Annotated in this window: 10 protein-coding genes; 4 read left to right on the forward strand and 6 right to left on the reverse strand. The window is 47.4% G+C overall.

All coding sequences use genetic code 11. From position 1 onward, the window contains the following. Positions 1–33: 33 nt before the first annotated feature. The gene (locus NG796_RS04925) at positions 34–2,499 is read right to left on the reverse strand and encodes an alkaline phosphatase D family protein (RefSeq protein WP_261204800.1); all 2,466 of its coding nucleotides are present in this window, start codon (positions 2,497–2,499) and stop codon (positions 34–36) included. 241 nt (positions 2,500–2,740) lie between these two features. Between NG796_RS04925 and NG796_RS04930 the strand changes: the two genes are divergently transcribed. The 4 genes from NG796_RS04930 (at position 2,741) to NG796_RS04945 (ending at position 6,522) form a co-directional block, all read left to right on the forward strand. Then, positions 2,741–3,712, forward strand: coding sequence for a lysylphosphatidylglycerol synthase domain-containing protein (locus NG796_RS04930; RefSeq protein WP_261204946.1), 972 nt, complete (start codon positions 2,741–2,743; stop codon positions 3,710–3,712). Positions 3,713–3,823: 111 nt separating this feature from the next. Then, entirely contained in the window at positions 3,824–4,036 is a 213-nt protein-coding gene (locus NG796_RS04935) for a DUF2997 domain-containing protein (protein WP_261204801.1), read from the forward strand. Between the two features lie 12 nt (positions 4,037–4,048). Then, positions 4,049–4,825, forward strand: a complete 777-nt coding sequence (locus NG796_RS04940) for an XRE family transcriptional regulator (protein ID WP_261204802.1) — start codon at positions 4,049–4,051, stop codon at positions 4,823–4,825. Positions 4,826–4,944: 119 nt separating this feature from the next. After that, positions 4,945–6,522, forward strand: coding sequence for an Hsp70 family protein (locus tag NG796_RS04945; RefSeq protein WP_261204803.1), 1,578 nt, complete (start codon positions 4,945–4,947; stop codon positions 6,520–6,522). A gap of 57 nt (positions 6,523–6,579) precedes the next feature. Here the strand turns inward: NG796_RS04945 and NG796_RS04950 are convergent, their stop codons facing one another. From NG796_RS04950 to NG796_RS04970, 5 genes are all read right to left on the reverse strand, one after another. Further along, positions 6,580–6,987, reverse strand: a complete 408-nt coding sequence (locus tag NG796_RS04950) for a DUF1257 domain-containing protein (RefSeq protein WP_261204804.1) — start codon at positions 6,985–6,987, stop codon at positions 6,580–6,582. A 24-nt stretch (positions 6,988–7,011) separates the two neighbouring features. Further along, a complete protein-coding gene (locus tag NG796_RS04955; protein WP_261204805.1) occupies positions 7,012–7,386 on the reverse strand; it encodes a DUF1257 domain-containing protein in 375 nt (124 codons plus the stop codon). A gap of 47 nt (positions 7,387–7,433) precedes the next feature. After that, complete coding sequence (locus NG796_RS04960) at positions 7,434–9,071, reverse strand: AAA family ATPase (protein WP_261204806.1); 1,638 nt, start codon at positions 9,069–9,071, stop codon at positions 7,434–7,436. Positions 9,072–9,220: 149 nt separating this feature from the next. Then, on the reverse strand, positions 9,221–10,978 hold the full coding sequence (locus NG796_RS04965) for an ATP-binding protein (protein WP_261204807.1): 1,758 nt from the start codon (positions 10,976–10,978) through the stop codon (positions 9,221–9,223). 169 nt (positions 10,979–11,147) lie between these two features. Continuing rightward, positions 11,148–12,338 (reverse strand): hybrid sensor histidine kinase/response regulator, encoded by a 1,191-nt coding sequence (locus NG796_RS04970; RefSeq protein ID WP_261204808.1) that lies wholly within the window; start codon positions 12,336–12,338, stop codon positions 11,148–11,150. Between the last annotated feature and the right edge of the window lie 479 nt (positions 12,339–12,817).

Below are 12,817 nucleotides of genomic sequence, written 5' to 3' on the forward strand. Positions count from 1 at the left end.
TCCACTGTGTCTGGAGGGGACCGGAAGGGGATTTTACAACTGGGATGCTTGGCGATCGAGTCTGACTTCGGACCCGGTGTCATTGGTGCGGTAGACTAAGGTGCGATCGCCACTTTGGACCGTTACCTGCCACCCCTCCACGAGTGCCAGCAAACAGCTTTCATTGGCTTCACCTAAGCCCAAACAGCCATCGGACCAAGTTTGTTTTTGTGAGGAAACTAGGGTAAAATTACCCGGTTGTAGTCCGAAATCTCGGGCTAGATTTTCCTCCACGGCAGTTGTGATATCCGAGGGTAAAAGAACATCCCCACTCTGCGGATTCACTGTAAATTGTAAGCCAATGGTCGGGGTGCGATTGGCAACTTCTGCGGGATTCGCTTCCATGTCCCCTTGGGTATAGGGTTCAACGCCAAAGGTGGTGACGGTAAGCTGTTGGGTTTCTGGGGCGATCGCAAATTCAGTCCACCCATAATTGTGACCATTAAAATAAGAACCCTGGAGTAATTGGGCATCAATTTCTGACCCTTCTAACCCTACGGGATCATATCCTAATGGTAGAATCCGATTATCAATTACCTGGCGCACAAAAGCATTCTTTTCCGCTTCATTGGTCATGGCCCGATAACGGTCTTTTTCTGCGGGAGACAGCAGTGCATCTGGGGTAAAGGCAACGGTTGCGGGTCCAAAGGGGGCGGCAAAAGGTCCTTGACCGATATTCAACTGAATCGCTGCTGGACCAATCATCACATCAAAAGCCCCGGTCGGTTTTTGCGGTTGACCGAATCCATCCTGGTAGGTCACATTATTGACCACATTACCATGAAAATCTCCGCTGACAAACACTACATTGCTAATATTGTTTTCATCAATAAACCGTAATATCTCGGTTCGTTCGGCTTCAAATCCCTCCCAACGTTCCCCAGAAACTGCAATTCCAAAATGTTGCATGGGGACGGTAGACATGACAAATTTCCAGGTAATTCCGGCATTTTCAGCGGCGAGTAAATCGTTTTTGAATTCCTCTAACTGCGGTTGGCCTAAGACGGTGCGATTGGGGTCAAATGAGTTTTGCAAATAGGCGCTGACGGCTTCTGGGGAAGCGGTTTCTGGGATAAAGGGCAAGGGTTTATCGCGGAACGATCGCAGGTCTAAAACAAAGCTGGCGGCATCGCTGCCATGAACATTGTATCGATACAATTTCTCCTTGTTCGCGGTCCGGGGGTCGCCAGTTTCGCCATACTGTTGTTCCGTCATGGGTTTGTAATCGAGGAACGCTTCTAACGCCTGATTAAACACGGGGGTTTCATTGACAAACCGACCTTCGGTCCCAAAAATCCCATTCCGTTGGGGAGATTCTGCTGGCGCTGCACCTCCGGCAAAATCATTGGTGATTTCGTGGTCATCCCACGTGTTATAGGTCGCCGTAGAGGCGCGCAAATCCGCCCAGGGGTTGAGTCCAAATCGGTCGGTGAAAATTTCGTTATATTTAGTGCGGAATTGATCGATATTACCGGATTGACGAACACCGGGGAGGTCCGGGGAGATACTATCGATTTCTACCGTATCCCCCATGAGTACGAAAAAGTCTAGGTTGCGATCGGGGACGTTGCTAATCGAGGGATAGGGGGCGAGTTCTCCTTGCCAGTCTCCGGTGACGCCAAACCGTAATCCGGTTTGAGTGCCCAAGGGGGCGGGAGTGCGAAATTGACCGACTGCGGCAGTGCCTGCGGCATCGGTGACACGATAGTAATATTGGGTTTGCGGGGCCAAGTCGCTCACTTGCACTTGCACGGGTACGGTGGGGTCGGTGACAAAGTTAGTCGTTTGTCCGGCGATCGCCCCAAAGTTGGCATCGGTGGCATACTCAAAAATCACCGGCCCCACTTCTGTACTACGGGTCCACAACACCGCACTATTTTGGGTCACATCCCCAGCAGCCACTCCATTGGGGAGGGTGGTATTGCCTCGCATAAACGGGGTAAAATCCCGGCCTTCAGTGACACCAAAGTTGAGATAATGTCCAATTCCGGTGATTTCATCCCGTTCTACCGCAGCGGCTACGTCAGAATTTTTCGCTAAATAGTAGGCAGGATTATATAATTTGCTGGGAATTCGCCCCTCGCCTTGTCCGAATACCTGAAAGTGTTGGATGCCGGTGAGAGAAGATGCGTTGACCGCCTCTTGAACATCGGGATGGAGCGAAAGATATAATTGATTGTTATATAAAGCGCTAGGGTTGCGTCCTTCTGCTTGCCCAAAGGCGATGTAGTGTTGAAAGGGGGTGAGTTGATTGGCGGATACTGCGGCAGCTACATCGGAATTTAAGGTGAGGTAGTAGCGGGTATCAAAAAGGGCGGTGGGGTTGCGTCCTTCATTTTGGCCGAAGCTTTCAAAATGAGCGAACCCGCTGGGAAACAGTCCAGAGGCGACGGCATTGGCAACGTCGGGGTTACGGGCTAGATAATAGGTCTCATTATATAAATCCTGGGCATTCAACATGGTTTTTAGTGGGGTAAAGGAATATGGGCTTTTTGCGCATTGCCTATTATATCAATCAAATGTAAAATAAATGCACGGGTTATAAATAACTCTTTTTAATCAATGGGACGGGAATGATGAGTGGCGTGCTCGGGGCTATCAGGGTCCCACTTTTCCCAGGGTTTAAACTCTAATTGGACCTAGAGGGTTAGGATGTAGGGTGGGCATTGCACTTCTGGCTTACTCTCGTCCCCTATTTGTTATGAATCGCCTGCGATCGCAATTAAAACCTTTTTTACGGTGGGCCATTCTCGGGGCTACTCTATTTTTTCTGGCAAAAACCCTCAAAGATAATGCGGGTGCTGTTGCGGATCTGCGGATGACCGGATCCAGTTGGATTGCCCTGGCGATCGCCCTAGGAGTGACCTTTTTGGCGCATTTGTGGTCCGGTTGGGTGTGGTTGTGGATTCTGCGGGAGTTCGATCGCCCGGTTCCTTTGGGTTGGGGCTTATCGGTCTATCTCACCACCAATATTGCGAAATATTTACCGGGCAATGTCTGGCATTTCTATGGTCGAATTGCGGCGATCGCCAAGCGGGATGTCCCCCTAGCGGTAGCGGTCCTCAGCGTCTTATTAGAGCCCTTGTTAATGGCAGCATCTGCCTTAATCATCGCTGCATTGGGCAGTAGTACCCTGTGGGGAACGGCCCCGGGTGCAGTTCCTCCGATTCTCCTGGGACTGGGATTAGGGGCGGTCCTAGTGGGTATTCATCCCCGCATTTTAAACCCAATCATTCAAGTTTTAAGCAAACTCAAACTCAAAAAAGCTCCTCCCAAAACTGAGGGACTGTTAGAAGTCTCCCCGGAGTCTCCTGCGCCCACTGCCGCCAAGCTGACTCGTTACCCCCTGCTGCCCCTATTGGGGGAACTGGGGTTTCTGCTATTGCGCGGGGCCGGATTTATTTTAACCGTGCAAGCGATGACTCCCGTACAGCCCGGACAATTACCGCCGTTGATGGGGGCTTTTAGTTTTGCTTGGTTGCTGGGTTTGGTGGTTCCCGGGGCACCGGGGGGCATTGGCATCTTTGAGGCAACGGCGATCGCCCTGTTGGATCAGCAATTCTCCCCAGCGGCTATTTTAGGGGCTGTTGCCTTCTATCGCCTAATTAGCGTCGTTGCCGAAGCTTCCGCCGCTGCGATCGCAGCAGCGATCGGTAAAGGCAAACCTGCCTAAGTTACCCATGACCCGAACTGCTGAGTCAATCCTGGCCCAATCGGAATAAAATAAGACAAAGCAGGGGTAGAAACCTGACTCCCCATCCCTGAAACCTAACTGGAGGTTGAAATGACTGAATATCGCAAAGTAGAATATCGGATTGGCAAGGACGGAAAAATTCTGGAAACGGTCCTCAATGGCAACGGACAAAACTGCACCGAAACGACCGCTGAAATTGAAAAAGCCCTCGGCAAAGTTGAATCCCAAGAATTGCTACCGGATTATTACCAAGATGATGAAAATATTGTCACGGAATCACATCAGTCTATTCAACCATTTTAGGGAGTAGGATTGATGATAGAAGAACCCAATTTAATCGGATTTGGCTGGGTTCTCACCTTGGTCTTGTTCATGGCAATTTTATATTTATTAGGGTCTGGGACAATAGAAAATCAACCGTTGAAGTATGATGCGCTATTAGGCGATCGCATGAAGCAGTTGGGCCTAATTCACTGGAAACAGTTAGCGCAAACAGCCGGGATATCGACCCTCCGCCTGCGCCAGATTCGGTCCGGGGCGATCGGCAATATTCCTTGGGGTGAACTGCGCCAATTGGCCCAGGCTTTAAATTGGTCGATAGGAGAATTAGAGCAACAGTTAAACCCGTTACCCACCCCCTCAAAAACCGCGCTGGTTATTGGCACTTGTCACTCGGAATTAGAAGCCCAATTACGCCAACAATGCCAGCGCCTGAGAGAGGAATTAGAGGCCCAAAAATCCCAGATTTGGGAAGAGTTTTGTCAGTCCACTTTTGAGGAATTGCAAACCTTACTGACGAACTATCCCACTGCGGCAGAAATGGCCCGAATCAAACCGGATTTACCGGCTAAAAATCTCACCGCTTTATTTGCCCCTCTGGATAATTTATTAGAAAATTGGGGCTATGAACCGATTGGTCATCCTTGGGAATCGGTTGCTTATAACCCGCAATTCCATCAGGGGGACTCTGAGGAAATTCAACCCGGAGAGGTGGTTTATATTCGTTTTGTGGGCTATCGTCAAGGCGATCGCATTCTGTCCCCAGCGAAAGTCAGCCGAACCCTTCCCAGCGGGATCAAGCCCTCTTCCTAAGCCCAAATCTAGGGATGAAAAGTCAGTTTTTTCTCTCTAGTTAGCCTGCGTAGGCAGGCTTTATCCTGTGAGCCTCCACCCTTAAAAATGTGGGTTTTTGCCTCTCTCTTTGGAAAATTATGACTGTAGTTGCGATTGATTTTGGCACCAGTAACACCGTTATTAGTATTCTTAACCCCGATAATCATGCCCCCGAAACCCTCAGATTTGGGGATATTTCCAGAATTTTTAAAGGTAAAAAACAAACCGGAGAGAATTTAGAAATACCTGTTATTCCGACGGTAGTTTTTATTAAAGAAGCGAATCAAATCATTTTAGGACAGCAGGTCAATTCAACCCGGTTAGGACAGGCGCACCCAGAACGATTATTTCAAGGATTTAAACGAGAATTAGCAGGGGATTTTCAACCCCCACCCCGGATAATCGATGGATTGACGTACTCAGCATCAACTATTTCAGAATCTTTTTTAAAAGAAATTTGCCATCGTCTTTTTGAGGACGGAATCAAACCGAGTAAACTCATTTTTACGGTTCCTGTCGGGGCATTTGAGCGCTATTTAGATTGGTTTCGAGACTTGGGCAGTCGCCTAGAAATTGCTGAAATTCAAATTATTGATGAATCCACCGCAGCGGCCCTCGGCTATGCCATTAAAAAGCCGGGTTCTGTGGTATTGGTGGTGGATTTTGGCGGGGGAACTCTGGATTTAAGCTTAATTCGTACCAACCCCTCGCAACCGGGAAACTCGGCGTTACAAGCGGAGGTTTTAGCGAAATCTGATGCGTATATTGGGGGGGTGGATATTGATATTTGGATTGTGGAAGATTATTTGCAACGCCAGGGTTTATCTCGGTCTCAAATAGGGGAAATTGGCTGGCAACGGTTATTAGAAATTGCGGAAAAATTAAAAATGCGCTTGTCTCGGGCAACGGAGGCGAAAGAGGCATGGTTTGATGATGAAAATTTTATGTCCTACGAAGTCGAATTAAGTCGCGATCGCCTTGAGTCTCTGTTAGATTATCATCAACTCTTAGAACAGTTGCGCGGGGCATTGGATGAAGTGTTGGCAGTTGCCCAAATGAAGGGAATGAGTAAGGCAGAAATTGAACAGGTACTGTTAGTTGGGGGCAGTTGTTTAATTCCTGCTGTTCAGACTTTGATTGTCTCTTATTTTGGCCGATCGCGAGTGAAAATGGATAAACCCTTTGAAGCGGTGGCACATGGTGCATTAGCCTTAAATGACTATGTGAAGGTAGAAGATTATCTCCGCCACAGTTACGCAATTCGGTTATGGGACCCCCATTGTAAAACCTACTCCTATTTTCCCCTGTTTGAAAAAGGGGTAAAATATCCCTGCCAGCGATTGGAACCTTTGATGTTACAAGCGGCGATCGAAGGACAACAAGAAATCCGCTTAGATATCGGAGAAGTAGCTGAAATTTCCCAAGCGGAGGTGATGTTTGATGAATCGGGACGGATGGTAGGAGGTGCGTTACATAAACAGGAAGCTTATCGGTCCTTAGATCGCGATCGCGATCGCGTCTGTGTCGCCCATCTTAACCCCCCGGGACAAATCGGCATTGATCGCATTTCCGTCCGCTTTGAAGTCAACTCAGGGCGCGTTTTACTGGCAACCGTCCGCGATTTAGTCACCGGAGAAACTCTCGTAGATAAAGAAGCGATCGCCAAACTCAAATAGGCGATCGACTCCTCTTTTCCCCAATTCAATGTCATAATTTCAGTCGTTCCCCATCCCCTATACCCACTGACCAATAATCACCCGAATTGTCCCATCTTCTAAAACCTCTTCCTCCTCAACCGTAAACCCTTTTTCAGGTGCAGTTTTAATCAGGGTATGATACGCATAGCGCTGAGTTAATGCCTTAACCCACTCCCCAGAATACTTTTGAGAATCATAATCTGAAATCACCGCTATAAACGTTCCGTCAGCTTGTCGTTTAAATCCAATATCATTACTCCGAGAACTGATAAACTTGCGCCGCACAATCACCTCCGCCGATTCCTCTCGGATATCGCCCTCAAATCCATAGAGGGGATTAGGAAATTCATGAACTTCAACGGAATTAAACCCCAGATCGGCTAAGGCTTGGGTCAAATACTCTATCTGGCAAATCTCCGTCCGAATACTCGTAAAATGGGACATATTATTTAACTTCTCCTGGTCAGGCTACATCCATTTTCCGACAACAACCCGCAACGTTCCATCTGCTAAGAGTTGCTCTTCTTCCACCTGAAAACCCTGTTCTTCTACAGAGGTCATCAAAGTTTTATAAGCATATTTTTGAGTCACATCCTGAACAAATTTCTCCGGATTAATTCGCGCCCCCCAAAAATCTGCCACTAACTCATAACTGTCTCCTATCCGACGAAACCCTAAATCATACCCATTTTTTTGGCGAATCACATAATCCGCCTGGGTGGTTTGTTTTTGATAGCCTCGAACGGTCGTATTTTCCTCAACCTGATACCCCAATTCTCGCAAGCAGCGATAGAGGGTTTGGCCGTTTTTAATTTCGACTTTAATCGTGGTAAAATGAGACATGATAGCTTTTCCTAAATCAATCAAGTATGCTGGACGATTTCCTGGATCTAATCGGAGTCAAGGGAATCCATACCTTTTTGGATGGACCACTGTTTTAACTCCTGGGTTAATTCAGTATCATTGGAAGCAGTTCTCGCACCGGCTTCCGCTGCCCAATGTTTTAATTCTTCGATTTGATAGCGGGCGATCGCCGCTAAGGGGACCGTTTCTTCACTGGCACGTAAAATATCCTCCGTGGTAAAATCTCGGCGTTTTTCGGTCGTATTTCCTCCAAAGGCACGGTGCATTCCATCAATAATGACTTGTTCAATTTCCGCCCCACTAAAATGGTTCGTTTGACGGGCGAGTAATCCCAAATCAAACTCCCGCAAGCGAGTCGGGCGCAGTCGCATCAGGTGAACTTTAAAAATTTCCCGACGTTCGGCTTCTGTGGGCAAATTTAAAAAGAATATCTCATCAAATCGTCCTTTTCTCAACAATTCAGCGGGTAAAATCCTCACGTTATTGGCCGTAGCCACAATAAAAACGGGCGCGGTTTTTTCCTGCATCCAGGTAATTAAAGTTCCAAATACCCGACGACTGGTCCCCGAATCCCCATCGGTTCCACCGGAAATATTACCAAAGGCTTTATCAATTTCATCAATCCATAATACACAAGGAGACATCGCTTCTGCCAATTGAATCATTTGGCGTAACCGACTCTCGCTTTCGCCGACAATTCCGCCAAATAATCTCCCGGTATCTAAGCGCAATAACGGTAAGCGCCACTCATGGGCAATAGTTTTGGCGGACAGGGATTTTCCTGTGCCTTGAATCCCCACTAATAACACACCCTTCGGGTTAGGAATTCCATAGCGACGCGCTTCTTCGCTAAAGACGTCATTTCGCATTCTCACCCAGGTTTTGAGGTTATCTAATCCTCCCACATTTTTGAGGGATTCCCGGGCGGGTAAAAACTCTAAAATTCCCGTTTGGCGAATGGTTTGTTTCTTTTCATCTAAAACACTTTCAATGTCGGTTTCGTTGACTTGTTGTTTATCCGCTAAAGCCCTAGCTAAAACCCGTTGAATGCGGGTACGACTCAATCCCTGGCACGCTTTTACTAATTGTTCTCGGGCTAATCCTTTTATTTTAAGTTGTTCGGGGTTGACGAATTTTGTAATTAAGGCATTAATATGGGCAGCATCGGGGAGGGGAAAATCGATGACGGTGATTTCCTCACTTAATTCGGGGGGAATAGCGAGAGTATAGGCGGTTAAAATTAAGGTTTTGCGCGATCGCTGTAACTCCCGAGTGAGATTTCGCAACTCCCGAATTACGGGAATATTTTTGTCTGAGGTGGAGTTTTTGAGGATCGGGTGCAAGTCGCGTAAGACAAAGATGGAATCTTGGGGGGGTGCTTTGGTAATGCGTTCAAGGGCCGCCATCACTGATCCTTTTGCTGATCCATTATCTCCCCAGCCTCGCACGATATCCCAGAACAAAAGTTTCCGATGGGGCATTGACAATCCGGCCACTTTGTGCAATACTTCCTCAACAGGTTCTTCTTCCACACCCACCAAATAAAGAATGGGATAACGGGCCCGAATCATTAAATCCAATTGGGCAATTAAGGCCGTATGGGGCTGAGTTTGACCGCCTAGGACGGCATCGTAAACTTGGGGGGAGTCAGGATGATTCAGCATTATAATCCAAAGAAGGCCCTTAACTGTTGGTGATAACCTATTCCCATTTTACAGGGTCAGGTTTGGGTTTGAGCAGTCAAATCGAGAGCGGAAGCTTAGAAATTCATCGGAGGGTGACCTGAATCCGTCGGGAATGAACACCAGAGGATTCACAACCCGGTGTTCACCTTCTCACAAGGCTCGGTGACGTAATGCTGGGGAAATAGGGGCAATTCAAGGGTAAAGCAGGTTTCCCCCAATGCGCTGGTAACTGTAATCTGGCCTCCAATATACTCAGTTTGTTTACGCACTAGGGCTAATCCCAATCCAGTTCCCCCATGTTTCCAGGGGTCGGAACTCGGAACGCGGTAGAATTTATCAAAAACGTGAGTTAATTCCGTAGCGGGGATTTCCAGCCCCGAGTTGCTCACTTTCAGGTGTAACCGGGAGCGATCGCAATGGGCCGTAATCTTGATTGTCCCTTGGGCGGGGGTATATTTACAGGCATTTTCTAGCAATTCGGTGAGAATTCTCTGCAAAATGTCGGAATCGCAGAGAATCGGTGGAAGGGCTGGATCAATATCCACCGCTAAGATTTGTTGGGTGCTTTTTACTTTTTGCATAAAAGGGGCAACAACATTTCCCACCCATTGTTGTATCAAAACCGGGGTAAAACAGACGGGTTCGATCGCTGCTTCCAGGCGTTGTAACTCCAAAATACTATCGATCAGGCGAATTTCCCGATCGCACTCTTCCCGCAAAATCTTAATATATCCCTCCGCACGATCCAAGCTGTGAGAGGGTTTATTCTCTCTCCCCTCCGATGAGGTGCTCACCGCAGAAGACTCCTGTTGCCGTTTTTGTTCCACCATTTCCAAAATTTGCACCGCCATTTTGATATTCGCGATCGGGGTGCGTAATTCATGGCTGACGGTACTGAGAAAATCATCTTTCAAGCGATTAAGACGCTCTAATTCCTGGACTTGCGCCAGGGAAGCTTGATACAATCGAGCTTGTCGGACGGCGATCGCGCATTGGGAGGCTACTTGTTGTACCAGTCCAATTTCTGTCAGACTGAATCTCTCCTGGGCGGGTTTGCATAAACATAAGTTCCCGATCGCCCCACTTTCCCCAAAAATAGGAGTCACCAGAATAGTCATTCCCTTTGGGAACTCATCCAGGAAGATAGGACAAAACTGCATACAATCCTGATGCAGCAAGGGTCCATAAATCTCTGGAACCTGCCGAATCGCCTGCCCTAAATGCGATCCCCGGTCGTGAGCATATTCATAGCATATCGTTTCGGCCTGGGATGATGTTCGGTACAAAGCAGCATTACAATAATCTGACTCTAAAGCAACCGCTAACTCTCGGACTGCCGTCTGTAAAATTTGCCGTTCGTCCAAACTATCGCGCAGTTTCTCAGTAATCCGATTCAACATCGCTTCTTTTTCTAGGGCGCGTTGTAACTGCCTGGTACGTTCTTGGACTTGCAAATCTAATTCCGCTGCCAGGGTTTGAAATCGCTCCTCACTGCGCCGGAGGGCTTCTAACGTGCGATTACGCTCGATCGCATGGTGGATCGCCCGGACCAACAGTGCTCCCACTAGCTGTCCCTTGAGGAGATAATCCTGTGCGCCTTTGCGAACCGCCTCGATCGCCTGTTCTTCATCCTGAGAACCCGTCAACACCACCACGGGAATTGTGGGGGCTTGGGTTTGCACTTGCATCAGGGTTTCTAATCCCCAGGAATCAGGCAAAGATAAATCTAATAAAACTAGATCAAACTCAGTTTGTGCCAACTGTTTTAGGGCTTCACTCACGCGCCAAACATGAGCAAAGGTAAATTGCTCCTCGCCAAACTCGGATAATATCTCTTGTAGAAGTTCTGCATCTGCGAGATTGTCCTCCACCAATAAAATTTTCATATTTTACGCTTCATCCAACGGAATTAATTTTAAACAAACTAAATTCTTTCCTGATTTTACCTTAATTTTTTCTAATCTTTGAAAGAAACTATTTTGCTATTTTGAGAATTTAAGCCCCTTCAAATGGGGATAGATACCTCACCCCGAGGCTGGCCCAGGCTGAGTTGAATTAAAGGGGTCGGGAACAGTTAGAGGGGTCCATTAAAACGGAGTTAACCCTGAACGGTAAAGTAACCGTAAACGTAGATCCAATTGATACCTCACTGTTAACCTGAATCGTTCCCCCTTGCACCTCCACCGCATTTTTAACAATGGATAAACCTAGGCCGGTCCCAGAGATTCCTTCAGTATTACTGGCGCGATAAAAGGAGGTAAATAAGCGATCGCATTCCCACGGAGGAATCCCGATTCCAGAATCCTGAATCCGAAAAATTACCTGATGAGAGTCCGCGATTAGCTCAAATTCAACCTTGCCACCATTGGGCGAATACTTAATCGCATTGGAGAGCAGGTTGGTCAAAATTTGTTCTAGGAGATTGAGGTCCAAGTACACCGGATAGGACTTGACCCGACTCACAAATATTAAGTGAATAGAATGAGTGCCTTGGGAGCATTGATGATCCAGTTGAATTTGAAACTCAGCCACCAACTTTTGACAAAATTGGGGCAGATCAAACCAACTGGGTTTAAAGGGAGTCGGTTCAGGAGATTCCTGATGCCAAAGTACCAACAGGTCATCGAGAATTTTATTCATGCGTCCGGCAGATTCTTTAATTTTCCGATTCATCTCCCCTTTTTTCTGTTCACTCAATTCCTTGGATAATTTTTCCATCAAGTGTGCCGAGGCCAGAATAGTGGTGAGGGGATTGCGTAATTCATGAGAGAGCATTGAGATAAATCGAGATTTGATTTCGCGGAGTTCCCGTTCTTGTTCTAAGCATGATTTCATGGCAATTTCGTTCTTTTTTCGCTCGATCGCGTAGAACATTGAGCGGGTGATTGTCCCTCCACTAACTAACCCTTTCACCAGATAATCTTGAGCCCCTTCACGGACTGCAGTAATTGCCAGGTGTTCATCATTTAACCCCGTCAGAACCACAATGGGGAGAGTAGGGGCTTTTTCCCGCAGGGTTACCAGGGTCTGGAGTCCTTGACTATCTGGAAGTGAGAGGTCTAACAGGATAACTTGGACGGGAGTGCGATCGAGTTGAACGAGGGCCTCTGCTAATCGCATCACATGAGTCACATTCCAAGCCTGACTCTCGTGACTCTCCTGGCTCATTTCTAAAATGTCCTGGAATAGTTCGGCGTCGCGGCAATTATCCTCAACCAATAGGATATTTATTAATTCTCGATTCATGGTTGGTCCTCCATTGGATTGCGTCAACTCTCTTAAGGGGCTTACAGGCGATCGGGACTCGTCCGGAAAAATCCTCAAAATAGGGCCTCTCCATCCATTTGGAACCCTGACTGGGCGAGACTCACTGGGCAGTTCGGGACTGCCGATTTTAGAACCCGGAAGGAGTCAAAAGTGAGCGGGCTTAATATCAGTCTGAGCAGAATCATGTTGTGCCCACAAGGAAAGGGTCATTTCAATATCTCTGGGAAATGGGGTGACTGTCGTTCGGTTTTCCCGACTCTTTTTCCTGGGGAAAGATTAATGTGTCCAATGGCCGGTCTGGTTTCTGTCTGATGAAGCTGGAACCTATCCCCTTAGAAGGTTGGACCACCCCCTCAAGATGTTTTCCCACGATTTAAACCCTTGCCATGTTCTTAATGGGTCTGATTCCGCTAATTAAAAACAAGTTTTCTAAAAATTTTATCATCGAACTATTCAAC

The organism is Laspinema sp. D2d, from assembly GCF_025370755.1.
Classification (GTDB): domain Bacteria; phylum Cyanobacteriota; class Cyanobacteriia; order Cyanobacteriales; family Laspinemataceae; genus Laspinema.